This window comes from Okeania sp. SIO2B3, from assembly GCF_010672525.1.
Taxonomy (GTDB): domain Bacteria; phylum Cyanobacteriota; class Cyanobacteriia; order Cyanobacteriales; family Microcoleaceae; genus Okeania.
This window is the reverse complement of sequence record NZ_JAAHGH010000103.1, coordinates 1-25,797: the sequence shown is the minus strand read 5'-3', so window position 1 is coordinate 25,797 and position 25,797 is coordinate 1. Positions and strand designations below refer to the sequence as shown.

Annotated in this window: 20 protein-coding genes and 2 tRNA genes; 11 read left to right on the top strand and 11 right to left on the bottom strand. The window is 36.9% G+C overall.

Annotated features, from left to right (window positions below):
* Window positions 1–1,148 precede the first annotated feature (1,148 nt).
* Window positions 1,149–4,550: a PAS domain S-box protein gene (locus F6K15_RS31955; RefSeq protein ID WP_293069273.1), complete on the bottom strand. Its 3,402-nt coding sequence runs from the start codon at window positions 4,548–4,550 to the stop codon at window positions 1,149–1,151.
* 1,078 nt (window positions 4,551–5,628) lie between these two features.
* Between F6K15_RS31955 and cofG the strand changes: the two genes are divergently transcribed.
* Entirely contained in the window at window positions 5,629–6,591 is a 963-nt protein-coding gene (gene cofG, locus F6K15_RS31950; RefSeq protein ID WP_293069271.1) for a 7,8-didemethyl-8-hydroxy-5-deazariboflavin synthase subunit CofG, read from the top strand.
* A gap of 724 nt (window positions 6,592–7,315) precedes the next feature.
* On the opposite strand, the gene F6K15_RS31945 is transcribed toward cofG, so the two are convergent.
* Window positions 7,316–7,933, bottom strand: a complete 618-nt coding sequence (locus F6K15_RS31945; RefSeq protein ID WP_293069269.1) for a GNAT family N-acetyltransferase — start codon at window positions 7,931–7,933, stop codon at window positions 7,316–7,318.
* Between the two features lie 788 nt (window positions 7,934–8,721).
* On the opposite strand from F6K15_RS31945, the gene F6K15_RS31940 reads away from it, so the two are divergent.
* Together F6K15_RS31940 and F6K15_RS31935 are read left to right on the top strand one after the other, a co-directional pair.
* A complete protein-coding gene (locus F6K15_RS31940; protein WP_293069267.1) occupies window positions 8,722–12,231 on the top strand; it encodes a response regulator in 3,510 nt (1,169 codons plus the stop codon).
* An 89-nt stretch (window positions 12,232–12,320) separates the two neighbouring features.
* A tRNA-Gly gene (locus F6K15_RS31935) sits at window positions 12,321–12,391 on the top strand.
* 174 nt (window positions 12,392–12,565) lie between these two features.
* Here F6K15_RS31935 and F6K15_RS31930 read toward each other — a convergent pair.
* The 8 genes from F6K15_RS31930 to F6K15_RS31895 form a co-directional block, all read right to left on the bottom strand.
* Window positions 12,566–12,832 carry a hypothetical protein gene (locus F6K15_RS31930; protein WP_293069266.1) on the bottom strand — a complete coding sequence of 89 codons (267 nt, stop codon included), beginning with the start codon at window positions 12,830–12,832 and terminating at the stop codon, window positions 12,566–12,568.
* Between the two features lie 615 nt (window positions 12,833–13,447).
* Window positions 13,448–14,194 (bottom strand): hypothetical protein, encoded by a 747-nt coding sequence (locus F6K15_RS31925; RefSeq protein ID WP_293069264.1) that lies wholly within the window; start codon window positions 14,192–14,194, stop codon window positions 13,448–13,450.
* A complete protein-coding gene (locus F6K15_RS31920; RefSeq protein ID WP_293069263.1) occupies window positions 14,173–14,325 on the bottom strand; it encodes a hypothetical protein in 153 nt (50 codons plus the stop codon). The genes F6K15_RS31925 and F6K15_RS31920 overlap by 22 nt, the downstream gene beginning before the upstream one ends.
* Before the next feature lie 381 nt (window positions 14,326–14,706).
* The gene (locus F6K15_RS31915) at window positions 14,707–15,219 is read right to left on the bottom strand and encodes a hypothetical protein (RefSeq protein ID WP_293069261.1); all 513 of its coding nucleotides are present in this window, start codon (window positions 15,217–15,219) and stop codon (window positions 14,707–14,709) included.
* 298 nt (window positions 15,220–15,517) lie between these two features.
* Window positions 15,518–15,691: a hypothetical protein gene (locus F6K15_RS31910; protein WP_293069259.1), complete on the bottom strand. Its 174-nt coding sequence runs from the start codon at window positions 15,689–15,691 to the stop codon at window positions 15,518–15,520.
* A gap of 129 nt (window positions 15,692–15,820) precedes the next feature.
* Entirely contained in the window at window positions 15,821–16,018 is a 198-nt protein-coding gene (locus tag F6K15_RS31905; RefSeq protein ID WP_293069257.1) for a transposase, read from the bottom strand.
* Window positions 16,019–16,364: 346 nt separating this feature from the next.
* Window positions 16,365–16,449, bottom strand: a tRNA-Ser gene (locus F6K15_RS31900).
* A gap of 159 nt (window positions 16,450–16,608) precedes the next feature.
* Entirely contained in the window at window positions 16,609–17,541 is a 933-nt protein-coding gene (locus F6K15_RS31895) for a TIGR04168 family protein (protein WP_293069275.1), read from the bottom strand.
* A 617-nt stretch (window positions 17,542–18,158) separates the two neighbouring features.
* Here F6K15_RS31895 and F6K15_RS31890 point away from each other — a divergent pair.
* The 4 genes from F6K15_RS31890 to F6K15_RS31875 all read left to right on the top strand — a co-directional run bounded on the left by F6K15_RS31890 (window position 18,159) and on the right by F6K15_RS31875 (window position 20,578).
* Window positions 18,159–18,773, top strand: a complete 615-nt coding sequence (locus F6K15_RS31890) for a TIGR04282 family arsenosugar biosynthesis glycosyltransferase (protein WP_293069237.1) — start codon at window positions 18,159–18,161, stop codon at window positions 18,771–18,773.
* A 141-nt stretch (window positions 18,774–18,914) separates the two neighbouring features.
* Window positions 18,915–19,595, top strand: a complete 681-nt coding sequence (locus tag F6K15_RS31885; RefSeq protein ID WP_293069235.1) for a TIGR04283 family arsenosugar biosynthesis glycosyltransferase — start codon at window positions 18,915–18,917, stop codon at window positions 19,593–19,595.
* Between the two features lie 219 nt (window positions 19,596–19,814).
* A complete protein-coding gene (locus tag F6K15_RS31880; protein WP_293069234.1) occupies window positions 19,815–20,297 on the top strand; it encodes a photosystem I reaction center protein subunit XI in 483 nt (160 codons plus the stop codon).
* Window positions 20,298–20,461: 164 nt separating this feature from the next.
* Window positions 20,462–20,578, top strand: coding sequence for a photosystem I reaction center subunit VIII (locus F6K15_RS31875; RefSeq protein ID WP_124143427.1), 117 nt, complete (start codon window positions 20,462–20,464; stop codon window positions 20,576–20,578).
* A 502-nt stretch (window positions 20,579–21,080) separates the two neighbouring features.
* Here the strand turns inward: F6K15_RS31875 and F6K15_RS31870 are convergent.
* Window positions 21,081–21,254: a hypothetical protein gene (locus F6K15_RS31870; RefSeq protein ID WP_293069230.1), complete on the bottom strand. Its 174-nt coding sequence runs from the start codon at window positions 21,252–21,254 to the stop codon at window positions 21,081–21,083.
* A gap of 92 nt (window positions 21,255–21,346) precedes the next feature.
* On the opposite strand from F6K15_RS31870, the gene F6K15_RS31865 reads away from it, so the two are divergent.
* The 4 genes from F6K15_RS31865 (at window position 21,347) to F6K15_RS31850 (ending at window position 25,185) form a co-directional block, all read left to right on the top strand.
* Complete coding sequence (locus F6K15_RS31865) at window positions 21,347–21,529, top strand: hypothetical protein (RefSeq protein WP_293069229.1); 183 nt, start codon at window positions 21,347–21,349, stop codon at window positions 21,527–21,529.
* 2 nt (window positions 21,530–21,531) lie between these two features.
* A complete protein-coding gene (locus F6K15_RS31860; RefSeq protein WP_293069228.1) occupies window positions 21,532–23,460 on the top strand; it encodes an AAA family ATPase in 1,929 nt (642 codons plus the stop codon).
* Window positions 23,457–23,870, top strand: a complete 414-nt coding sequence (locus tag F6K15_RS31855; RefSeq protein ID WP_293069226.1) for a hypothetical protein — start codon at window positions 23,457–23,459, stop codon at window positions 23,868–23,870. The genes F6K15_RS31860 and F6K15_RS31855 overlap by 4 nt, the downstream gene beginning before the upstream one ends.
* A 571-nt stretch (window positions 23,871–24,441) precedes the next feature.
* Entirely contained in the window at window positions 24,442–25,185 is a 744-nt protein-coding gene (locus tag F6K15_RS31850; protein ID WP_293069224.1) for a 2-phosphosulfolactate phosphatase family protein, read from the top strand.
* Window positions 25,186–25,797 lie beyond the last annotated feature (612 nt).

Here is a 25,797-nt window from a genome sequence, read left to right as displayed (position 1 = left end):
TAGTTGTCATAATGTATGATTGCTGTTATGTATGTATGAAATTTTCGAGGTACGGTGGTGCAGGTGTTTTTTGTTTCCTGCTCCGTTGTTAATAATATAGCTAGTTTATTTCGGTTTGTAAAGGGGTGTTAAGGATAGTGTTGTTTAACTAATTTATAAGTTTTTTTGATGAATAATAATTTTAAATATCACAATAGAGTTGAAAAGTCAATAAAAAAATAACTTATTTAACGAGAAACTAAGGCATTACAGCGTTTTTCAAATTGATGAACTACATCTTCACAAGCAAAACCTTGTAGGGACGTTCGATGGAACGTCCTTACTGTGGTCTACCCAAATGAAAACCGCTGTAATTAAAAATTCTATTAACCTTAAGTACCCACGGATATATACACCTTCTAAAAATCTAGACAACCCTAGACACGCTCTTCATCGGTGATTAAGAGCGATTTTCCGACTCACCTGTCCATAAGTCTACTGGCAAAGAAGGTTAATGTTCCGCTCAAACACATTGAGTTTAGGACTCCCTCTGGGGTTTTCATCATACGTGAAAAGTCGAGTGCAAAACACTCCATAATCGTTGCTAAAATCCTCTGGTCTTAGCAGACATAAGTGATAATAACACAGATTAATGGCGTAAAAACATAGACATTTTGTAGATATTCGTCTAGGATAGTCTATATTTTTCAGCTCTAGCAAGCAACAGATATAGCAAGATATATAGCAAGGAACAAGTTGGTGTTTGATATCAAATCCGGTTAAACAGTTATAGAATGGTTAAGTCGAGTCGGAGTCATAATTTCCGTTTGTCATGCTCCGCAAACAGAATTCAGCAGGAGAAAGAATTAGGAAAGTTAGTATAGCAATGTGCGCTGGCATATTTACAAATTACAAGAACTGTCCAATAGCTAAAAGCCTTATATTATCGTTTTTTTATTCCCCCTTCCGGAGCTGTTGCCTGTTGCCTATTGCCTGTTGCCTGCGCACAGCGCTATAGTTATGGCAATTGGAGAATTTTTTTTATGCCCAATTAAACGGATTTGATATGACTGATGTTGATGATGAACCGTAAGACACAGAAATGCTTTTCCCACTGTTGCCTGTTGCCTGTTGCCTGTTGCCTGTTGCCTGTTCCCTGCTATTGAGACTTAGGTCAAAGAAGACTGTTTGAGTGGGATGTCAATAATAAACTCCGTACCCACTCCTAACTCTGAGATACAATACAAATTACCATGATGTTTATCTACTACAATTTGATAACTAATAGATAAGCCTAGTCCAGTACCTTTTCCAATAGGTTTAGTCGTGTAGAATGGGTCAAAAATTTTATCAATCACTTCTTTTCTGATGCCTACACCATTATCACAAACCCGAATTTGCGCTCTATTAGTTTCGTCAATTCTAGTGCGAACTGTTATTGTACTTCGATTAGCTTGAACTTCTGTTTTTTTGCGCCCTTGATCTCGGTCTTCTAAAGCATCAATAGCATTAGCAATAATATTCATAAATACTTGATTTAACTGGCCAGGGTAACATTCAATTAGAGGTAATTTTCCATAATCTTTAATCAAGTTAATTGATGGATAATTAGGTTTTCTTTTTAAACGACTTTGTAAAATCATTAAGGTGCTATCTATATTTTCATGTATATCTACCTCTTTGACTTCAGCTTCATCCAGACGAGAAAATGTCCGTAGTGATTTGACAATTTCTCTAATTCTCTCTGCTCCTGTTTTCATAGAATTGAACAATTTCACAACATCTTCTACAAGAAAGTCTAGTTCAATTCTTTCAATTTCATCTGCAATTTCTGGAGTTGTCTGAGGGTAAGTTTCTTGATAAAGTTTGATTAAACCTAAAATATCAGTAATATAATCACCAGCATAAGTGAGATTACCAAAAATAAAGTTAACAGGATTATTAATTTCGTGAGCAATTCCTGCTACAAGTTGCCCCAAAGAAGACATTTTCTCCGCTTGAATTAGTTGACTTTGAGTGCGCTTGAGTTCCAATAAAGTTTTTTCTAACTGCTCATTTTTAGTATTAGCATATTTGACTGAAGCACAAGATTGTTGATACAATTCAGCTTGATTGAGAGCGATTTCTAACTGGTTACAAACAGCTTGCAACAATTCTATCTCTGAATTCATCCAAGGTGGAGCAACTCCACAACGATAACAAATCAATGCACCAATTTCATCAGAAAGAGTTCTAATGGGTAGTGCCAATATTGAAGCCATATCAATGTCCCTGAATATTTGTTGCAAGTCAACATCTTCTATGGAGCAAATATCATCTATCTGACAGATTTCTAGATTGAGTAATTTTTGAGAAATAGGACGATATACTGCTTCTGGATAATCACCCAAACAACTATTTATATTGCTAGCTTTAGCCTCTTTTACCACTTGCCAAAAAGGTATTTCATCTGGTCGATACCAAGCAAAACAGCATAAGTTAACTTGTAGATGATTGTAGATTTCTGCCACCGTGTTGTCGAGAATAGTATCAAGCTCTAGGGAATTACGAATCATACTATTAATCCGATTAATTAATGCTTCTCTGACTGCTATTTCTCGGAATTTAGCTTCTGAATGTTGTAGTGCTAATTCTGCTCGTTTGCGGTCGCTGACATCCCTAGCAATAGCATATATTAATCTATCATTGGGAAATGACACGACATTCCATGATAGCCATTTATAGGAACCATTTCTTGCCTGGCAGCGATTTTCAAAGTTTACTACCATTTGGCCTCCGACATTTTGCTGAAACACTTTGATTGTGGCGTATCGATCTTCTGGATGAACTATTTGAATAAATGGGGTTGACAAAAGTTCCTTTTGTGTGTATCCAAATATATCTTCCCAAGCTGGATTAATTCGTTTGAAATAACCATCAAAACCACCAATACAGAGTAAGTCTAGAGAAACAGTAAAAAAGCGATCGCGTTCTAATTCAGCTCGTTTGCGTTCTGAAATATCTCGTCCTTCTGCAATTAATAAAACTACATTTTTAGCTTCATCGAATATAGGTTTAATTGAAACATCAATAGTAAGTAAGTTGCCATCATTTTTTTTGACATCTACTTCATAGCGGACAAACTCACCTTTTCTGGCACTATTAACAGATTTCTCTATCTTGCTGATAGTTTCTGGTAACCATCCTGGTAACTCCCAAAAAGGTAGACCAACAAATTCTATATTGTCAATAGTAAATAAATTAAGGTAAGTTTGATTCACTTCCAATATTGTGCCATTGGGTTCGAGCAGTCCCATAAACTGAAACATAGAATCAAACACTGCCCGAAAACGTCTCTCACTTTCACGCAGTGCTAATTCTGCTTGTTTGCGCTCCGTAATATTTCTGACTACTATGAACACTTCTTCAGAATCATCTACTACAGAAAATCTTGCTTCAAAATCCTGTAGTTCCCCACTTATGGTAACAAGTTGATATTCACTAACTTGCAATTTTCTAGTAGAAACTGTTAATTCTATATTGTCAAGAAACAGTTGTGCTACAGGTAAAGGAAGCATCTCTTTGATGTTTCTACCGATAATCTCATTAACAGGAACAGCCAAATCATCTTCGTTAGGAGCTTTAAAGTCAAGATATTTACCTTCTTTGTTTAATCTAAATAGTAAATCAGGTATAGCTTCCAAGAATGCACGATTTCTGGCTTCGCTTTTTTGCAAAGCTACCTCCGTTTGTTTGCGTTCGTGAAGCGCAGTTTGCTGTTCGCTAATATCTAGAAGCACTCCATACCAAACTAAATCTCCATTTGATTGTTTTTCTGATTGAGCAATTCCAGACAACCATTTAACAATTCCACTTTTAGTAATAATACGCCACTTAAATTGCCAATTGTTTAGTGTTTGAGCTGCAGCAGCTATTGATTTCCAAAATGCCTCTAAATCATCAGGATGAACCAATTCCCACATCAAGGCCGAATTTTGTTGTACATCTGCTGGGTCTAGTTCGCAAATTTCTTGACAATTGGGACTAATATAAATAAACTTATCGGAACCATCTATATTTTTTTTCCATTGATAAATTATCCCTGGAATATTGTGAGTTAATCTTTGAAATTCATGGGTTTGAGTTTCTGATTCTTTTTGTGTTTTTACTAACTTAGACTTTAATTTTTGAGTTTCACTAATATCCGTAATAATTGAATTAATATATTTTTTTTGATGATTTTCTGTGGCGATGTATAAAAACTTATGATGCAGTAGGCGAGTTTCTCCATTTGACAGAAATATATGATATTCTATTTCTGCTTTTCCTGTATTTTGAGCTTTAAATAAACAATCCTGAACACTCTCTTGTTCACTGGGATAAATTACTTCTAACCATAAATTTTCATTTTCATAAAAATCATTTCTATGACGACCATATATATTTTCTACAGCTTGATTAATATATACGAACTGATTAGTATTAGTATCAACAGACCAAATTCCTTCTTGCAGTTCATTTATTATACCATCTACCCAAAACTGACTATCAGGTGGTGATGGTAATTTTTTTGATTTATTCTCAGGTAGCATAGATATTATAGAGAAAATTTGTATTAAAATTTATCAAACATTAGACATCTCCAAAAAAGATATAGACTTTTTGTAAAAGTAGGCAATAGGGAATAGGGAACAGGGAAGAGGTTTTTAAGAAAAAAAACACGGAAAATTATTTTTTGAGTTATTATACCAATTTGAAAAAAGAATGTTACGAATACTAAGAGCGATAAAAATACTTTACAGGAGATGTCCCTTTGAAAAAAAAAAGATAATTTACGTCCTAAAAAATGGTATTAAAGCCATTAATTATGACTCCTTACTCCTTACTCCTTACTCCTAATAAATACCCTAGATATTTGTAGCAAACATTTATCAATCTGGTATTACACCTAGTTTATCGCAAATAAAGGGCAAGTTTATTTTCTGAAGATGTCTATTAATTAGGGTTTGCTTATGGAAGTCTTTTGGTAAGAGGAGGAGTCAGGAGTCAGGAGTCAGGAGAAATGGGAATTATAGAAGAGATAGTAGGAAAAATCGTTCCTTGATTTTTCTACCCGACTCTTAACCAAAATCCGCTCCTAATTGAACCATTACCACCTAAAACCTGGCACTTTTCGATACTTAAAAAGGCTAAAACCTTTATCTGTAAATACTTTTAGATTTAATCAACAAGCCCTAATTAATATTTTATGACATAATTATTGCAAATCCACTCAGTTTTTTGTCTCTCTAATTTTAGATTTGACGTAAGTATTTCCTACGGAATACTGCACAAACAGCTATTAGCTGTCAGTTATCAGCAATAAGACTATCTACTTAAAGACAGTGTTGAAATGAATATAAACTTTAAAGTCAAGGGAGCTGACTTTCATATTAACAGGACTTACGCAAAGACACTACATATAGTATATAAAAACTATAGGACTATGGTATATATAGTGTTTTTACCATGAAAATGCGTAAGTTCTGTTAAGGCTTAATTATAGCTCAATTAATTAACCTTTTATCACACACCAAAAACAATAACTAATAGTTGATAGCTGACAGCTGTTTGCGCAGCATTCCGGAGGAAATGCTTACAATTTGACTAATTAAATTTAATACTTCACCGATGTCTAGAATTGTTACATATAGTCCTGCTTATACAATAGTTCCTACTTATGAATGCTTTAATCATTGCACCTACTGTAATTTTCGTTCAGATCCAAGCAAAAGTTCATGGCTGAGTCTATCAGAAGCAGAAGCAAAATTACTATCCCTCAAAAATCAAGGTGTAATTGAAATTTTAATTCTGAGTGGTGAAGTACATCCAAACAGTAAAAATAGACCAACTTGGTTCCAATTAATCTATGACTTATGTAAACTAGCTCTATCTTTAGGATTTTTACCCCATACTAATGTTGGGCCACTTAGTAGAGCAGAAATGAAAGAGTTAAAACAAGTTAATGTGTCAATGGGACTAATGTTGGAGCAGATGACACCTAAATTACTACAAACAGTTCATCAAAATGCTCCTAGTAAAATACCACATTTACGCCTACAACAATTAGAATTAGCTGGCGAACTAAGAATTCCATTTACTACTGGTTTACTATTAGGAATTGGAGAGACCGTAACTGACTGGAAAGAAACATTAGTAGCGATCGCTAATGTTCAGAAAAAATGGGGTCATATTCAAGAAGTTATTCTACAACCCTACAGTCCTGGCGAGCAACAAACATGGAATGGTCAAGGTTTTGACATCAATTTGTTACCAGATGTTGTAGCGATCGCTCGTCAAATTTTGCCCTCAACTATTACGTTACAAATTCCTCCTAATTTAGTTACAAAACCGGAAATATTATTAGCTTGCATAGAAACTGGTGCTAGTGACTTAGGAGGAATTGGACCCCACGATGAAGTAAACCCTGATTATCCTCATCCCCATTATCAAGCTTTAGCAAAAGTGTTGCACTCCCGAGGATGGCAGCTAATTAAAAGATTACCTATATATTCTCAATATGATACTTGGTTGCCAAAAGATTTAGGTAATGTTGTGAGTAAATGGCGCTACGCGCTACGCGCTAGGGAATAGGCAACAGCTCCGGAAAGCAACAGGCAACCCACCCCTCGCCCCTCCCCCTCCCAGGAGGGGAATAATTGATAATTTATGAATAATAATTGATTTTATCTTTGATTTTTGCCGAATAATTAGGGCTTGCTGATTAAATATTAAAGCATTGACTGATATTGGTTGTAGCATTTTTTGGTATAAAAAAGTGCACCTGTTTTCAGCTCAAAGAGCTGCATAAAGATAGTATTTTGGGACGATTATGGCAGAAAAATCATTCTAACAAAACGCCCGCTCCTACCTCTTCGCTCCCGAGCCATTTCTCCTGTCTCCTGTCTTCCCCTCCACGGTCGGGGCCCGCGGGTGGGTTGTCTCCTGTCTCCTACCTCAGCAACAAGACTTTTGAGCGCAAACCCTAATTAAAGTTTAAAGCCTCTCCTTTAAAGGAGAAACAAGCGGTCGTTTGCTTTTGCTTCGCAAAACTGGCGTAACGCAACGCTGACGCGAAACGCGACAGCGGAACGGAGTTCTCTCTTCGGAGCTTCCCGTAGGGTAGGATGGCTCCGAAACCTGCGCCATATCCATCAGACCAACAGAAGAAAAAATTTTCATTATTAGTCAATCCTATCCGTTTTCAAGGAGAGGTAATAATTAATTATTAATTATTAATTGTTGAACAGATGTCTAATAGTTATTTAGCCTTCCCTCTTCCCTCTTCCTTCTTCCTTCTTCCTTGTAATACCGAGACTTAAACTTTACTCGAAAAAGATTTACGCAAAAGTAACTTTCGAGGTTGCCCAAATAGTAGGGAACCGAAAGTCCACTCAACCTCTTGTAATTGATAACCAGCTTTATCGTAAAGTCTTCGAGCAGTATAATTATTTTCTAATACATGAAGGTATAACTCACAAAAACCCCATCCTAATACCTTATGCTCACAGGAACTTAACAATTTTTGAGCAACTCCTAATTTTCTATAGTTAGCATCAACAGCTAAATTTGATAAGTAAGCATACTCAAAATCATCTAAATTATCTAATTGCCAAGAGTTGAATAAGAGGACATCCATCCCACTTCGCGAACGCACATCAATTTCCACAGTTCCTACCAAATCTTGTTTTCTAGTATTAGATACATCCCTGGTAGACTCAGTATTTTCGACAACCATAGCAACAAGACATAAATAATGCTCACTTTTTGAATGGATGCGATTGCGTAAATCTTCGTAAATACCTAGTCGTAAGAAAGGACGAACATAACCCATAATTCCTTGACACGAGTAAAAACTATTAGTCAAAACTTCGGTAATACTGTTGATATCTTTTGGTTGAGCAATCCGGATGAAAAAACTAAATTCATTAGACAATTTTTTTTGGGCTTGAGGTTCCAGAAACTTTGATAAACAAAATAAAGGGTTCACGATAAATTTACTAACTATAATCTAAATTCTATATAAAAGGCTAGAATATATGTAGCAGCCGTCTTGAGGTTGTGTAAAAATCTGAAAACAGGCAACTGCTTAATTAGACAATGGGATTAAAAGTTTAAAGTTAATATATTTTAGGATTTTTGACAAATCTTGTCATTTTTGTAGGCAAAGTGATTTTAGATTAAAAAATGATATTGAGCAGCCTACTACAGCTTTTAGTATATATACTAATCAGGGCGCTAGTTGATAGGTCGAAAGGCCACTAAAAATTTAGTTATGTACAACAAGAAGCAAAAGTCCAAATAATTAAAATTTTCTTAAATTCAGAAAACTTTCTATTGTAGGTAAAAATTGTTTTTATCCTGAATCAAAATCACTAATTATAACATTATCTCTTCTTTATAAGAAGAGATAATTATTAATTATTAATTGTTGAAGCATGAGGTACGAAAAACTAGGATTTGAGATTGCTTCCCTGTCAGTCGCAATAGACATCTCCAAAAATCTAAAATAGAATCAATTCTCACACAGAAATTATCAATTATTCCCCTCCTGGGAGGGGGAGGGGCTAAGGGTGGGTTCCCTACTGCCTACTGCCTCTTGATAGTGGAGATGTTTAATGACGAAAATACTTTTTAGGTGCGTAAGTCCTAAAACTTTAACTTGACTAAATAATACTAAATAATAATTGATTGTTACTGCCTTGAAAGCACGGAGAGCGGTGCATGAGTTCTAGAAAAAAACTTAAACCGAAAATTTTGGTTGTTGATGACGAATCAGACAACCTAGACCTTCTTTACCGTACTTTCTACAGAGATTACAAGGTGTTGCGAGCTAAAAGTGGCTTAGAAGCTCTAGAAATTCTAGAAACATCTGAGGAAGTAGCTGTAATTATTTCAGACCAGCGAATGCCCAAAATGAGTGGTACAGAATTCTTGAGTATAACTGCCAACCAATACCCCGATACTATTCGAATTCTTTTAACTGGGTTCACTGATGTAGAAGACCTCGTAGAAGCAATTAACTCTGGTAAAGTCTTTAAATATTTGACTAAACCTTGGAATGCAGAGGAACTCAAAGGATTAGTTAAACAAGCAGTTGACACTCACAATGTCCTCAAGTCTCACACTGACGAATTAAGACGTGCTCTTCAACAAGAGTCTCTACTATATGCAGTTACCAATACTATTCGCTCTGCTCCTAATTATCGGCAGATGCTTCAAAGGATAGTAGAAACTATTGGCCAAATGTTTGAGGTGAGTTTAGCTGTTTGTCGCCCTTTTCAAGATAGTTATAGAGAAGACGAATGGTTTATTTATCAGAATCAAGAAGATAACTCTCAAAAATTAGCAAACAATGATTCTACGGATGTACCAGAAGAAATTTTTGCTCATATTCTCTGGCAAACGACGGACGTGGAAATCATTTCAGATGTCCAAACTGATGAAAGGTTCCAGGGAGAAAGTAGAGAACTGCAACAACGCCGACAAGCTTACCAAGTGGCGAATATTCGTTCTAGTTTAATTATCCCTCTATTTTCCCGATTAGACTTAATTGCAGTTTTGGCACTGCACCAGTGTGAGAAGATTCGAAACTGGCAAGACCATGAAGTACAACTCCTAATTACGGTTGCAGATCAAGCTGCTCTAGCTCTATCACAAGCTCGTGCTTATGAGCAACTGAGCAGTATTGCTCAAAGAGAAGCTCTGGTCAATACCATTACAACTGCTATTCGTTCTAGTTTAAATCCCCAAGATATTTTTGCTGCTATTACTCAAGAGTTAGGCAAAGCGTTGAAAGTAGATGGTTGTGTTCTCTCTTTGTGGACGGAAACTGATGAATATGTTCAATGTGTAGGATTGTATGATGCCCAAATTCAACCCTCTATTAGCACTACTAATGAAGCTTCCACTCTTTTAGATAATTATGCTTGCAGGGCAGAAATTCCTGATAACGATCGATCGTCAACTGCAATAGAATTACCTCAGTCATTTGCTCCCATTCGTAGTAATCCAATTTTAATGGAATTGCTAAAAACAAAAAAAACAATAGCAGTTTGCGATCTGAATAGAAATCCGGAATTTAACGAATCTCAACTTTCCTTACGCTCTAATGCTCGCGCTTTGATGGTAGTACCCCTAACTGTTGATGGTCAAATTATTGGTAGTATTTCTCTGCGCCACAATGACGACAGACACCAATGGCAAGCTTCTGAAATTGAACTAGCTGAGGCAGTAGCTTCCCAAGCAGCGATCGCCGTGCAACAATCTAGTCTATATCAAACAACCAGACAACAAGCTGAACGACTAATAGAAGCAGACCGCCTCAAAACAGAATTTTTCCAAAATATCTCCCATGAATTTCGCACTCCTCTGACTTTAACGATCGGTTTGTTAGAAGAAGCAGTTAATTCCAGCAGAGATTTACCTCTAGAACAAGGAGAGATCGCTCTGCGTAATTCTCGTCGCCTCTTGAGATTAGTTAATCAATTATTAGATTTGCAAAGAATTGATGCTGGAAGAATGCAGCCTTCTTTTCAACCCTGTAATCTTGTAGCTTTCTGTCGCAACATTGTGGAGTCATTTACCCCCTACTGTCAGAAAAAGCAACTTCATTTAGTTACAGAATTTAGTGAAAATTGCCCATTAGTTTATCTGGATATAGAAAGATTTGATAAGGTTATCTATAATTTGCTATCAAATGCGATGAAATTTACTCCCGCTGGAGGCACAATTACCATTTCAGTTGAACCAGTTGGGGAAAATTGTCTATTAAAAGTTCAAGATTCTGGAATTGGTATTCGTCAAGAACAAATTCCGTTTTTATTTGAACGATTTCGACAAGCAGAAGGGTCGGCAAATCGTTCTTATGAAGGAAGTGGTATAGGTTTGGCCTTAGTTAAAGAATTAGTAGAACTGCATCATGGCCAAGTAAATGTAGAATCAGTTTATGGTCAAGGTGCTACTTTTGAAGTTTGGCTACAAACAGGAAATAGTCATTTACCTACAGATCGAGTTGTAGAGAAAACTGCTGAATTTAATGCTTCTAAGTTAGCTGTGGAGTTTGCAGATATAGAAGCAGAATTAGAAGAAGCAGAGGAATTACAAGCAGTAGACCAAGCAGAAAATATTGCTCAAGTTAATGGTAATGATGTGGCATTAGATACTATTTTAGTGGTGGATGATAACCCTGATTTGAGAAGCTATGTCTCAAGAATTATGCGGAAATCTAACTTTAATGTAATGTTAGCTAGGAATGGAGCAGAGGGATTTGAAATTGCACAAACTTATCATCCTCATCTGATTATCACAGATTTAATGATGCCAATTGTATCTGGTCTAGATTTAATCAAAATGATTAGAGAAGAAAAAGAACTGCGAGGAACTCCAATTATTTTATTAACAGCAAAAGCAGATGAAGATGCCCGAATTGAAGGGGTAGAAAGAGGAGCGGATGCTTATTTATCAAAACCTTTTAACGAGCGAGAACTTTTGGCAGAAGTCAATAATTTATTAGCTTTGAAAGAGAATGAGCGAAGAGTGCAAGAATTGAATTCCTATTTGACGAAGTCAGTGCTAAGGCGGTTTTTGCCACCGGAAATGGTGCAACGTGCAGCACAGGGAGATTTAGCTTTAGATTTAAGACCAGAACCAAAATTGGTGACAGTTTTGTTTAGTGATATTGTAGGTTTTACTCAGATGTCGAATATTTTGCAAGCGCGTAGAATAGCTGAGTTGTTGAATGAATATTTAACAGAGATGACAAAAGCCATTTTTGCTAATGGTGGTACTGTGGATAAGTTTGTGGGGGATGCTGTGATGGCAATTTATGGTTCACCTGAAGAGTTGACAGCAGATGAACAGGTGCAACGAGCAGTTGCTTCAGCCAGGGCGATGTTAAAAGCTTTAGATAAATTAAATGAACGGTGGCAAAATCTGGGGTTAATTGGCCAGAATGGGGTCTCACCAGTGAGGTTTCGTTGTGGTATTCATCAGGGTAATGCTGTGGTGGGAATGTTTGGTGGTGCAGAGCGGTCTGATTATACAGCTATTGGCCCATCAGTAAATATTGCAGCCAGGCTACAGGAAGCGGCAGAGCCAAATACAATTTTGGTATCCCAGACTGTTGCTAACTATGTGGATAGTCGAGAGGTGAAAAAGTATGGTTATCTGAATTTGAAAGGTATAGATGAAGAGATTTTAGGTTTTGTAGTTAGTCAAGGTTCTATAACTTAAAGGTCAGATGGCAGTAAATATGAGCTAAAAATTTTTTCTACTGAACTTGTTGCAATTCTATAAAAGTGTGCTATATTAAATAAGTGATTGCGGGTATAGTTTAGTGGTAAAACCTTAGCCTTCCAAGCTAATGATGGGGGTTCGATTCCCCCTACCCGCTTATTGGCAAGATAACGAGTTTTCCAGCTTTCAGCCTTCTTTTAGGCAGCAAATGGACATAATATGGAGAAAAAACTACACAGAAATGAGTATGAATCTGGACAATCAAAAAAAACATGGATAATTTGGCCACAAGAAAACTCTTGAATCTTTTAAAATATTCAAGCAGAAAATATCAGCGTTCCCAGACCAATGAGTATTTTTTCCCTAAATATTGCTTGACGCTGCATATTTCTGAGAGCGAAAACTCAATTATGCCTTTTGCGCCCCAGAAACCTTTCAATTTCTCCTTGGAGATAGCAACTATTCTGATGAAAATCTTGCCACAATCCAGGTCAACAAAATCTCCCACAGAAATATTAGGTTGAATGGCTTTTTCTATATGGCCTTTGGCTTCTGCCACCTCCCCCTCTGATTTATATATATTATGGGTAACTGGCATTGCCTCTAATGATTGCTATACCTGGGTTTCACAGTATTCAGCTTTAGAGTATAGCTTTTGGCTAAGAATTTGCATGATTGGCTGAGATAATGCCTGAGATTTTCCGTTGATGGAGATTTCAGAATAGATGTCTGAAAGCTTTTGACATACTCTCCGGCCTAAAGGCGCGGGGATTCCTACTGAGCCGTAGCTCCTCAGTGGGTTGACGCTTTGCTTCGCATAGCTGTCGCTAACACAGGGTACTGCTTCCTTGGCGGTAGTCTAACGCTTTCCTCCACGTCCATTTAGAGTTTCCGTTAGCGAAGCTCCTCCGGAGGAGGCGTGCCCCCCGGCAACTAAAAACACTGTAGCATATATTCCATTCACTTGCAAATAAAATAAAAAGTCGCCCTACAAGGGCGAGGCTTTAAACCCAATTTTTCGGTAAAATCGTTTGCTATTTCGGCGCGTCTGGATGAGTTTGTAGCCAATTTTCTCAAGTATCCGATTGATATATTGGACAGTTGACGTTCGGCCCCTTCGAGGGAGATAGTCCCGCCGTCGCCATTGGTTGGCTGACCTAACAATGGCCTTGAGTTCTTTGTCGTCCCCTGTCCACTCACGGTCGGGATTATCTCAAATCTTTCTTAATCCAATATCTAATAATTTGGAGGCCACAAAATGAGGCGATCGCCAATCTGGTAAATAGATTTTAGATTCTTTTATTTTTTTCGCCCAATAATGTTGCTGAATTTTTGAGCTTTTACCTATGTGTTGAAGATGCCATCTTCGTTCAAGACGTGATATTAGTTGCTTTTCTTCATAGAGTATTTTGGTCAGCAGTTCTTCACCCCACAATTGAGTATCTTTAACGCCAGGTACAATGCGATTTATCAGGATTGACTTTTCAGCTTTCAATATATCGTCGTGGGAAGCGCTCCAACTAGATAAAATATCATCGGCATCTTTGAGAGAAATATTCTCAGCCTTTAAGAATTTTGCAACATCATCTGCAATAACTTTTTGCCTGGTTTTTTTCCAATCTCGGTTAAAATCTTTGTCAGATTTTAGGTAAAAATCAGTAACGTTGTGACCATCTTCAATTAATTTGTCTCTAGTTGAATTGCTATTTATTACTGGTAATTTTGGCTGCTTTAACCTTAATTCATCCCAAATATTTTGGTTAAGTATTAAGGGGCGAGCAATTCTTGCTCCTGTTTTAGTAGATGTACCAAAATATGTAAATTCTCCAACTACCAATAACATATCTTTGTTGCTAGGATTGTTGATAGCTTTGATAGTAGTATTGCGCCGATACCAAGATTTAAAAAGGTTTTGTGCTGCTGCAATTTCAGAAGGTTTTAACCCATAAGTAACACACATAGCACATACCCATAACCACGGTTCATCACATTCTTGACAATATTGACTGCATTTATTGTGCCAACTGTAAAACTCATTCCAAGAGATGCTTTGTTTCTCTTGAAATATGGTTTGAGTAGTGTCGATGCCATCAAAAAGTCTGATTAATTCTTGACTATTGGTAGCTTTTGAAGCTATTTTTTTATAAATTTAATAGGCATTTTTGAATGATTTTGTCCAGAATTCTAGCTATACAATGCACTTTTTAATGACTCTAATGTTGGATATTCATTTTGATTTAAAATCTTATCAAAATAGACTTTATTAGTGCGATTATCAGAATTATTATCACTTATATTGTTACGACTTCGCCTGCGCTTACTGTTCTTATTAACTCCGTTAAAATATTGTTTCTCTATCTCTAAAAATATCTCTTTGTATGATTTAAAAGACATTCCTTCTTTCTCTCATTTAATAGTACAAAAAAAACGTCAACCAATTAAAGTTGACGTATAAAAAAAACTAATCTAAAATTACTTCCAGAATTTTATAGATAACTGAGAAGCTACATAAAACAACTGATTATAATTTGTGTTGTGTTTAGCTTGCTGCATATCAAAACATTTGCTAAACATTTCATCAAACAATTGGTTTGTTGAGCTGAGACGATCGCTATATCTTTTCACCAAGGTAAGTTGCCACTCATGCCAGTTATTTACAGCGGGACTATCCCAGCCAGGAAGAAAAAATTCCCGACTGACTATTTCTTGGCCTTGATAAACTTGAAAGTTGGGAGACTCAATCACACAAAAAGTATAAGCTTTACGATTAAAAGTACCATGCTCTGTAACAATTAATCGCCACCAAGTTTGACTTGTAATAACACTTTCAGGAACTTCTGGTAAATCCATTTTTCGAGTTCCTTCCAAAGACTTGAGAAAATCCAACCCCTCTACTACAGGTTTTCCCGCAACCGTTGCCCCAAAACTAATAGTTTGCAATAATTTAGGTAAAAACAAACGAATATGTCGCCAACGAGATAGCATTAATTCATAATAATATAGGGCGTTGCTGATTCTTGGTATGATTTGGCCCCCCTAGCCAGCCAATTTTGGGGGGAATAAAACTCTAAAAGTCCCCCTTTAATCCCCCTCCCGTCCCCCTTAGAAAGGGGGAAGCCAGAGGATGCTGCGCATTTGAACGATGGGGAAGCCAGATGTTGCTTCGCTTTTTGTTGAATGGGGGATGCGCGGGGGCGAAGGCGAGAACCAAACAATCGCGCATTCATACTTCAATTCAGCAACGCCTAATATAGATTATCGTAGGTTTCTAAGAACGGTTAGCCTAACAATTGCCATGCTGCTTGATGACTGCATTTTTCCGTGGCGGTATTGTCGCTTTAGCTCCTAATAATTCAGCTTTCTCATAACACTTACTTTTATCATAAGCTCCATCACCTGAAACTTGCCCGATATCACTTTCTACTCCTAGATCGTAAGTAACTAAAAACTTGGTCATCACTAAAATTGTTGGTTGTTACTACCGCAGTGACTATTTCCCCAGTTGCCTCATTCACACCCGTATGTAACTTTCTCCATGTCCGGTGCTTTCCGCTTGCCATGAACTCTGGTTTTCCATTCTCCTTGACTATACACTTTCACCCATGCCTTTATCTACTACCAGGTGAATAGCTTTCCTTGCTGTTAACACTGGAATTTCAATGTTTAATTTACCCAAGCGACGGGACAGAGTGCTATGGTCTGGCACTGGTAAATCTACTTCTATTAAGGCAAATATAGATTCTAAAAAACCAACGGGAGTGCCGTCCTGCGCTCGCCAAATCAAGATTGAACTGTAGCCATCAATTCAATGGCTACGTTGCTATAGGTATTGGATGCACCCTTACGTCCAATTTTTTGTTGGTTGAGCCATTTATCTTTCGCGGAGCGTGGCGTCAGCCGTATCGCCTCTGTACCGAAGCAAAATATTAGACTTCCTCGTTGCTTTCCTACGGAATGCTGCGCAAACAAGGAGGCATCATACTCAGACCAGTTGTTAAGCCGGTACTGGGACTAGGATTTGGACTTAGACTTGTTCATGTCTACTTACTACGGTTCTTTGTACCATACCCTGCTATTTTTAAACTATTTTCGTCTTTTGTACAACAAAGCCACCTACAGTTAGAAAAAAACGGAGAGGGTGGGATTCGAACCCACGGAGGTTTGACCCTCACTCGATTTCAAGTCGAGCGCATTCGACCACTCTGCCACCTCTCCATTCAAAAGTCAAAAGTCAAAAGTCAAAAGTTAAAAGTCAGAATAATCTATAGCGCTACGCGCAAATCAGAAGTCAGAAGTAATCTCTGACTGGGTTTGAGCATTTAGGAATGTCCTAAACTTTGCTTCGACTGCTATAACTGTTTTGACAATTATATATTATAACACTTGTGCCGGCTCAACAACAGATTTGGATGAGGAATATAAAATTTCTTCAGAAACTACTGTAAAATCATGGCCAACCCAAACCAAAGCAGCTTGAGAAATTATACCTGCCTTCATAGATACAATTGAGAAATTCCGTTTTTTCTGGCCCTCAATTTCTATAATGCGTGGCACACTTGCTGCATTCAAATATAATGTCCCTTCGGTATCTACATCAATACACTTACGCAACTTTTCCTGAGTATGTCGTAATCTATGGTGCATATGACCAAAAGTCACTAAGGGAATTTTCTTGCCCAATTGTCGAGATTTTACAATGGCATCCCTAAAATCAGGGTCGCCGAAATCTCCACCTCTGGGTTGCCAGTCACGTCCCACTGGATCTTCGGGAGCATCTCCTAAACCAGCAGGTCCATTATGGCCAAGAAAAATTATATTTTGACATACTGCGTTTTCTACTGCCTTAACTATTAAATTAGTAGATTCCTCAAAACTATTAACCCCAAACCTTTGCTGATAAAAATCTTGATATTTCCATTCTGGACCTCCCCAACTAAAAGGACGAGTCCCAATAACTGTTAAGTCTAACTCTGGAAAGTCTCGCTGTCCATAACCTACATGAGCTTCTCCAAATAAGTCTATTTGTTGCTGCACTCTGTCTTCTTGAGTTTGGTCATAAGGGCATTTTTTTCTGCCCCATTCTGTTGCGGTATACCAAGCATCGTGATTACCAAAAACTGCTGCTTTAGGGATATCAATAGTGGCGATCGCCTGTACAACATCTACTGCTTCATTACCAAAATCTCCCACAAATAGTACTAAGTCAATTCCTAGAGATTTGAGGGCTATTTCATCTTCTGGTTCCCATTGATTGTGAACATCTCCAACAATGGCAATTTTACTCAATTTTTCTAGATTATCTGTCATATTTACTTTTTTTGTCAATATTATTTTCTCTGAATTACCGAATAATGAATCATGAATAATTAAGAGCTGATAGTTAATAATTATTCATTCAACAATTCACGCCTTGAAGGCTCCCCTTTTAAGGGGATAAAGCGGTCGTTAGCGGAGCTTCCCGTTAGGGTGGGATGGCGAGGTTTCCTCGCCATATCCAATCGACCAAGAGAATTAAAAAAAAATCCTTTTAGTCAATCCTATCCGTTTTAATAAGAGGTAATTATTAATTGTTAATTGCTGAATAGAAATATTTGGAATACTTTAAAGGCTAGCTGCTATTTGCTAATTATCATCTATCCAATCATTTTTTTTTACCGAAAAATTTTGGTCAATAGCCTCTCCTTTTAAGGGGATAAAAAGCGGTCTGCCATATCCATGAGACCAAGAGAAAAGGGAATATTTCTTATGTCAAGTATCAGGCTTTCCTAGGTCATGCTGCGCAAACAGCTAGAGGTACTGATAACTGATAACTGAAATGACATAGTGAATAACTATATGGAAGTTTTGTTTACTTAATTTATTGTAGAATTTAATTCAAATTTATTCTCAAAAATAGACTGAAATCTAGGTTAGATTGTATCACAATGGAACATCAACAACTAATTATTTTTACTCGATATCCAGAACCAGGAAAGACAAAAACACGATTAATACCTGCTTTGGGAGCTGAAGGTGCAGCAAATCTGCAACGTCAGATGACTGAAACAACTGTCAAAAAAGCTAATAAGTTATTTGATTTTATTTCATTATCTATTGAAGTTCGATTTGTAGGTGGTGATTTACAATTAATGAAAAATTGGTTAGGTTCAGATTTAAAATATCAAGAACAAGGTATGGGGGATTTAGGGGAACGTATGGCAAGAGCGTTTCAATTTGCTTTTAATCGGGGGATGAAATCTGTGGTAATTATTGGCATAGATTGCCCTAGTTTAACTCCTGAAATTATTTTACAAGCTTTTACTAAACTGACTAAATCTGATGTGATAATTGGTCCAGCAACAGATGGAGGTTATTATTTAATTGGTCTGAGAAAAATTACTCCAGAATTATTTCAAGGAATTAATTGGGGAACGTCTGAAGTATTCTCAAAAACTGTAGCGATCGCTCAAAGTTTGAAGTTAGTTATTGATTATTTACCCAAGCTTTCTGATATTGACCGTCCTGAAGACTTAGAAAAATCACAGTTTAAAATTAACTAATACACATTTAATTATCACGATTTTTTAAATTTAACTAGCTTGAATAGTAAGGATTATAAATTATCAAATTCTGGCATTTTAAGTCGATAAATTTGATTCCCTTTTTCAATCTTCCTTCAAGCGTACCGAGGTTAAAAATTGATGACAAGTATTTCGATTATTATTCCTGTTTTAAATGAAGTTAGTACGATTACCAAAACAATTTCAACAGCTCAAACGGCAAAAGATATAGAAATAATAGTTGTTGATGGTGGTAGTAATGATGGAACAATTGAGCTGATTAAATGTTTAAATATCCAAGTTATTTCTTCTCTTCCTGGTCGTGCCACTCAGATGAATTGTGGAGCAAAAATAGCAAGGGGAAAAATTCTTTTATTTCTACATGGAGATACTCTTTTACCTTCAAATTTTGACCGAATGTTGGAAGATATATTGGTCAAACCGAAAATTATTGCAGGTGCTTTTGAACTAAGTATTAGAGGAACAACAAAAGGTTTACGAATAGTTGAAAGAATGGTAAATTGGCGGTCGCGTTATTTGCAAATGCCTTATGGAGACCAAGGAATTTTTCTCCCAGCCAAAATTTTTCAAGAAATTGGTGGTTTCCCAGAAATACCAATTATGGAAGATTTTGAATTGATACGACAGTTAAAAAAAAGAGGACAAATAGCAATTGTAACAGCTCCAGTATTTACCTCCGGTCGTCGGTGGCAAAAATTAGGAATAATCAAAACTACTTTCATTAATCAAATAGTTATCATTGCTTATCTACTTGGGGTATCTCCAAAAAGACTAGCGCGATTTTACCGTAGCCATATTTAAGGAATCAATCAGAAGGTTTTGGACTTTCAGAGCTACTACCAAAGGAGAATCACAAAATATTCAATAAACAAAAATTAAAAATTTATTAATAAAGACCAGATTAGATTAATTTTTTTAAAGTTGAAAACCAATTTTGAGAATAGAATGCACCTACCTCGTAAAATATGAGCTTAATATCTTCTAAAGATTTTTGAACTTCAATTCAGAGGAAAGCTAAGTATGCCAGAAGCTACAGATACAGGATTTGTTCAACCCTATAATGGAGACCCTTTTGTTGGTCATTTATCTACTCCAATCAGTGATTCTGACTTTACCAGAGCATTTATCGGTAATCTACCTGCTTACCGCACAGGTCTATCCCCAATTTTACGTGGTCTAGAAGTAGGTATGGCCCATGGTTATTTTATCTTTGGTCCTTGGGCAAAGCTTGGTCCATTACGAGATTCTGCAGTTGCTAACATTGGGGGATTAATTTCTGCGATCGCCCTAATTCTAATTGCCACTATTTGCCTATCTGCTTATGGCATAGTTTCCTTCCAAGGAGAGAGCGCTGAAGGTGCAGACCCACTAAAAACTTCTGAAGGTTGGAGTCAGTTTACTGGTGGTTTCTTCATTGGTGGTATGGGTGGTGCCGTTGTGGCTTTCTTCCTAATAGAAAACTTTGAAATTGTAGACTCTATTTTCCGAGGTGTATTTAATTAAATACCTCTTAATAATTAGGATGTAAATCTGATTTTTACACTTACATCCTGCTTCAAATGCTGGAATAATTACAATTAAAGTTTGCACAAAAAACAAGTCAAATTTTTTTTGTTAAACTAGATAACCACCTACTTTGAAATAGTGTAATTTAAGGAGAATATGAAATGACTGGTTCTTATGCAGCAGCTTACTTACCTTGGATTTTAATTCCTGTAGTTACTTGGTTAATGCCAATTGTAGTTATGGGTTTATTGTTCATTTACATTGAGAGCGAAGCCTAGTTTTTTCTCAGTCTAGGTTAATAAGTTAATTGAACAAAGTGGCGTATTAATATCTACCTGATAATGGAGGAGGTAAAAACGCCACTTTTTTTATGTTTTTTGGGGTAGCTCTTGGTAATATTTTCCATTATTAATTAGGGTTTGCGCTCAAAAGTCTTTTAGTAGGGGAAGGAGACAGGAGACAACCCACCCCCAACCCCTCCCAACCCACCCCTAGCCCCTCCCAGGAGGGGAGGGGAAGACAGGAGACAGGAGAAATGGCTTGGGAGCGAGGAGGCAGGAGTAAGAATTGTAAGAATAATTTTTTTGCCCAACTATGCGCCTAAAATACGCTCCTTTTTGAGCATGAAGAGCTGAAAAATTTGCACTTTTTCAAGGCCCCAAAAAGGCACTTATCTTTATACGTCAATGCTTTTAGATTAGATGAGTAAGCCCTAATTGTCAGCATTAGGAATATTAAAGTTATCGTATAATTACGGAGATAAAATAAATTTATAATATCTTAATATATAGATTTTTCCGTATAAATATCAATGCTTTTCTTCCGATAAAGTGTTTCGATTAAAGTATATGGAATTTCTGCTTCTACATGAGGTAAAAAATTTTTGGATTTTAGGGAACACCTTAATATAGAAAAAAGACTGTATTCCATTAATATGAGAATCACTATAGTCATAATTAATAAATTAATAACTACAGAATATCTGTGCTGACCTGTAGAAGATAACTAATACTGTTGAAATTTACTGAAGAATATCGGGTTGAAAAGTGGAAGGAAAACTACAAGAATTAGCAGAAAAATATGAAATTCCTCTGGAACTAATTACAGCAGCAATTGAACTTGAAAAAAAAGAAATTTTCAAGCAAAAACGCAAGACTGCTCCGACAAAATTACTTGAAATGATTGAACGGTATACAGACTCATCAGAATCATTTATGGAGGATACTTAATTATGGGGCTTAAACTCAGAAGTATTCGTCTAAAAAACTGGAAATGTTATCAAAATCAAGAAATACAATTTAACCTAAATACTGATAAGCAAATCTGGATTGTTTTTGGTCAAAATGGATTTGGCAAAACATCTATACTAGAGGCAATTCAATGGTGTCTTTACGGTGCAAAAGCTATTTCTGATTCTAAATTACTAGACCATTTTAATCGGGTAATAGTTAAAGAGAATCCTAACTTAGAAATGTCAGTAGAACTTGTTTTTGAGCGCAATGGAGATATTTACAATATTAGCAGAGTTGCAAAAAGAGAAATACAAGGTGAGACAGCTAGAGCAAAAGTAGAACTACCAGTAATCAATAAAAATGGTAAAAATATTAGAGATGTGCCAGAAAAAATTGAGGAACTATTGCCAAATTCCTGTAAAGAATTTTTCTTCTTTGATGGTGTAGAAATTAAACGTTATGCTCAACGAATTCACACTAAAGAAACCCACAGAGCCATAGAGCGAATACTTGGAATTACTGAATTACTAAATCTCCGGCACGATGTAAAAATTACTAGAAAAAAATTAGATAGAAAATTTGATGAAGTAGATTCGGTGAATGAAAGTCTCAGACAAGTTAAACAAAAACTTCGAGAAATTCAAGAAAATATAGAAGTCAAAACAGCACAACTTGAGGGAGCAAAATTAGATGAGAAAAATGCTATTAAAGAGCTGGAAGAAACAACAGAAGAAGCAAATAAAATTGAAGAACTACAAAATAAGTTAGAACAATTAAAGGACTTAGAAAGAAACCAAGCAATTAGTAAAGAAAACCTCAAAAAAGCCACAGAAAAATTAGAAAGTGGGTTGAGACAAGCACCTATTCCGCTATTGATAGAATTTGTGATAGAAGTTGCAGATGATATGCAAAGTACAGCTATTACAACCGCTCGACGTTCTGGTTCAGTTAAGCTTTTACGAGAATTATTAGAAGATCAAACTTGTGTTTGTGGTCGTTGTATAGATGAAGATTCTCGTCAATTTATTATCAAAGAAATTGAAAGTTTAGAATCTGGTGTTAGTAGTACCCAAGAAGTAATCCGTCAGGATGAAATACGCAACCGCTTAGAAACAATTTCCGATTATAAAATACCTAACTTTCAAGACCTTTTGTTGGAGCGTGATTGCCTACAAGATGAACTAGAAACAATCAAACTAGACGCATATCGTCTGAAACGAGAAACTAAAGGAATTGATCGAGAAGAAGCTCAAGCAATTTGGCAAACAGTAGGAGAAGCAGAGCAAATTACCAGACAGAAAAAAGAACAAATTGAGAGATTAAATAAGGAAATAGAAGATTTAAAAAAAGACGAAGAAAAACAACGCCGAGAAATAGAAAAATTAGCCACTCAAGATAAACAAACAGAAACTTTAGCAAAGCAAGCAAAACTCGCAAGAAGTCTTTATGAAGCCACAGATGAGCTAATAGAATGGCGAACAGAAGAAAGGAAACAAACCATCGAATATCGAACCTCTAAAATTCATCGCCAAGTCACTAATAAACCAGAAGAATATCAAGGTATAAAAATTCAGCCAGACTATACCTTAGGAGTCAAAAATGCAGTAGGTCAAATTATCGACCCAGAAACTTTAAGTGCAGGAGAAAAAGAAGCTTTAGCCTTCGCTTTTATCACAGGATTAAATTTAGCATCTGGTACAGCAGCACCTTTAATTATGGATACTCCTTTTGGCCATCTAGATACCAGACATCAGAAAAACTTAATTACATCATTACCAGAAATACCATCCCAGGTAATAGTTTTAGCCACAGACCGAGATTTTCCCTCGCATCTTTTAAATATTGTGGAACCTCACATTGCAGGTACTCTCAATATTCGCCGTCTTGGGGCAACTGAAGATACTTCCGTGGTAGAGGAAAAAAATTGAAACGTATTGACCCCAACGCAACTATTCGCCCCACACCAGAAGTGAGAGGTTATTTGGACACCCTCAAAAGTCAGGCCGTTTTCGGACGAAAGATTGATGCTTATGTATTTGCCGCAGCTTATGCCATCAAACAAAATGCTGATATCTCCCAAGTTTCTCTCACAGGTCGCCAGGATATGGCAATTATGAAAATTGTTGATGATGAGGTACGTCTGGCACTAGAAGCAGGAGTTCATGCCATAACTAAACGTAACAGTCAACCCCAACCTACTGAAAGTCGGGAAGTTCTGGAAATTATCACAAAATATGCAGAGGTGGGACTGAATTTGTTAAAAGTACGATGGGAAGGAAAGACTGGTACTCAAATTCAAGACGACATCCGCAGAATTATTACTAGCAAAACAGAATAAATGTCCACTTGACGAAGTCAGAAGTCAGAAGTTAAACCACCCCTAACCCCTCCCAACCCACCCCTAACCCCTCCCAACCCACCCCTAACCCCTCCCAGGAGGGGAGGGGAAGTAGGAGATTTGAGCAACTCTCCAAAAATATTTCGCCTTAAAAAGCGGGGTTTGAGACCCATATTATTTTGATTAGGACTTACACAGATACCCTATATATATAGGACTTACGCAGATACGCTATATATAGTACTCATAACTATTGTCCAATAGTTACTGGACTCTATACAGAGTTTCTTTGCGTAAGTCCTGATATAGTACTCATAACTATTGTCCAATAGTTACTGGACTCTATACAGAGTTTCTTTGCGTAAGTCCTGTTGATAAAGCAGTCTGCACTGGTATATTTACAAATTGCAGGAGGTGTCCAATAGCTAAAAGTCTTATATTATTGGCAATTTATTCCCCTCCACCGGAGGGGTTAGGGGTGGGTTGCCTATTGCCAGATGATCTGTTGCCTGTGCACAGCGCTATAAAGCAATACAATAATTAATCAATAATATTACTCAGAATGTAAACCGTGAAAATATTCATCTACCACACTCCCGAAGAAACCCCCACTGAAAATATGCCAGACTGCGCGATCGCGGTTGATGTCCTCAGAGCTACAACAACAATGGCCACAGCATTAGATGCAGGTGCAGAAGCAGTACAAGTATTTAGCGATGTTCAAGAATTAATGGCAGTCAGCGAAAAATGGCCCGCTGACAAACGCATTCGTGTAGGAGAAAGAGGAGGCAAAAAAGTAGAAGGTTGTGATGAAGGCAACTCACCCCTCAACTTTACTTCCGAAGTAGTCAAAGATAAACGTTTATTTATGACTACTACTAATGGCACTCGTTGTCTTCAGCGCATTCAAAATGCTAAAGTTGTCCTAGCAGCAGCACTTGTCAACCGTCGCTCCGTAGTTGAATATCTCAAAACCAATAAACCAGAAACTATTTGGATCTTGGGGTCTGGGTGGGAAGGTAGTTATTCATTGGAAGATACGGTTTGTGCAGGAGCGATCGCTCATACCCTAATTACAGAAACTAATTCTCTCCCAGATGAAACTGTAGGAAATGATGAAGTATTTGGTGCAATATCCCTCTATCTTCAGTGGGAGCAAAAATTATATGAACTATTAAATTATGCCAGTCATGGCAAACGCCTCCAACGCTTAGAATGTTATGAAGACCTCAAATATTGCTCTCAAACTGACACCTTAGATATTTTGCCTATGCAGAAAGAACCAGGAGTTTTAATTAGAGCTTCAAGAATTTAGAATTTAGAATTTAGAATTTAGAATTACCTCTCCTTGAAAACGGATAGGATTGGGTTAAAAGGAATTTTTTTCTTTTTTCTCCATGAATGGAGAGGCTTTATATCTTAATTTTTCAGTAAATAATATCAAATTTGGTTATACAGTTCCATTATTGTTAGACCACTGTAGGGACATTCCATAGAAAGTCCCTATAATACTTGTAGTTTTTATTTTATGTCCCATATTTATAGAACCCATTTATAGCAACTACCAGGTTGGTGTTTGACAATTAGTGCGAGCATCTTGCTCGCGTCATAAATCATCATAATTACCCTCCTCTTTTACAGCGCTTTTCAGATTGATCAACCACATCGCCACAACCAAAACCCTGTAAGGGCGTTTTGCTCCGCAACATATAAAGCGCAGCTTTGCGTTAGCAAATGGCCATTCGCCCCTACTGTAGTCTACCCAAATGAAAACTGCTGTAATCAGTCCTCAAGAAATTCAGAAATAGGATATGGGAAAAAGGTAAAAAAATGCTCCCCCACTCCCCCACTCCCCCACTCCCCCACTCCCCCACTCCCCTACTCCCCCACTCCCCCACTCCCCCACTCCCCTACTCCCCCACTCCCC

Bases quoted from the DNA above. Each gene is read 5' to 3' on its own strand.
- F6K15_RS31955 (WP_293069273.1), bottom strand. From the start codon at position 4,550: ATGCTACCTGAGAATAAATCAAAAAAATTACCATCACCACCTGATAGT.
- cofG (WP_293069271.1), top strand. From the start codon at position 5,629: ATGTCTAGAATTGTTACATATAGTCCTGCTTATACAATAGTTCCTACT.
- F6K15_RS31940 (WP_293069267.1), top strand. From the start codon at position 8,722: ATGAGTTCTAGAAAAAAACTTAAACCGAAAATTTTGGTTGTTGATGAC.
- F6K15_RS31930 (WP_293069266.1), bottom strand. From the start codon at position 12,832: ATGCCAGTTACCCATAATATATATAAATCAGAGGGGGAGGTGGCAGAA.
- F6K15_RS31925 (WP_293069264.1), bottom strand. From the start codon at position 14,194: ATGTGTGTTACTTATGGGTTAAAACCTTCTGAAATTGCAGCAGCACAA.
- F6K15_RS31920 (WP_293069263.1), bottom strand. From the start codon at position 14,325: ATGGCATCGACACTACTCAAACCATATTTCAAGAGAAACAAAGCATCT.
- F6K15_RS31915 (WP_293069261.1), bottom strand. From the start codon at position 15,219: ATGCTATCTCGTTGGCGACATATTCGTTTGTTTTTACCTAAATTATTG.
- F6K15_RS31910 (WP_293069259.1), bottom strand. From the start codon at position 15,691: ATGACCAAGTTTTTAGTTACTTACGATCTAGGAGTAGAAAGTGATATC.
- F6K15_RS31895 (WP_293069275.1), bottom strand. From the start codon at position 17,541: ATGACAGATAATCTAGAAAAATTGAGTAAAATTGCCATTGTTGGAGAT.
- F6K15_RS31890 (WP_293069237.1), top strand. From the start codon at position 18,159: ATGGAACATCAACAACTAATTATTTTTACTCGATATCCAGAACCAGGA.
- F6K15_RS31885 (WP_293069235.1), top strand. From the start codon at position 18,915: ATGACAAGTATTTCGATTATTATTCCTGTTTTAAATGAAGTTAGTACG.
- F6K15_RS31880 (WP_293069234.1), top strand. From the start codon at position 19,815: ATGCCAGAAGCTACAGATACAGGATTTGTTCAACCCTATAATGGAGAC.
- F6K15_RS31875 (WP_124143427.1), top strand. From the start codon at position 20,462: ATGACTGGTTCTTATGCAGCAGCTTACTTACCTTGGATTTTAATTCCT.
- F6K15_RS31870 (WP_293069230.1), bottom strand. From the start codon at position 21,254: ATGACTATAGTGATTCTCATATTAATGGAATACAGTCTTTTTTCTATA.
- F6K15_RS31860 (WP_293069228.1), top strand. From the start codon at position 21,532: ATGGGGCTTAAACTCAGAAGTATTCGTCTAAAAAACTGGAAATGTTAT.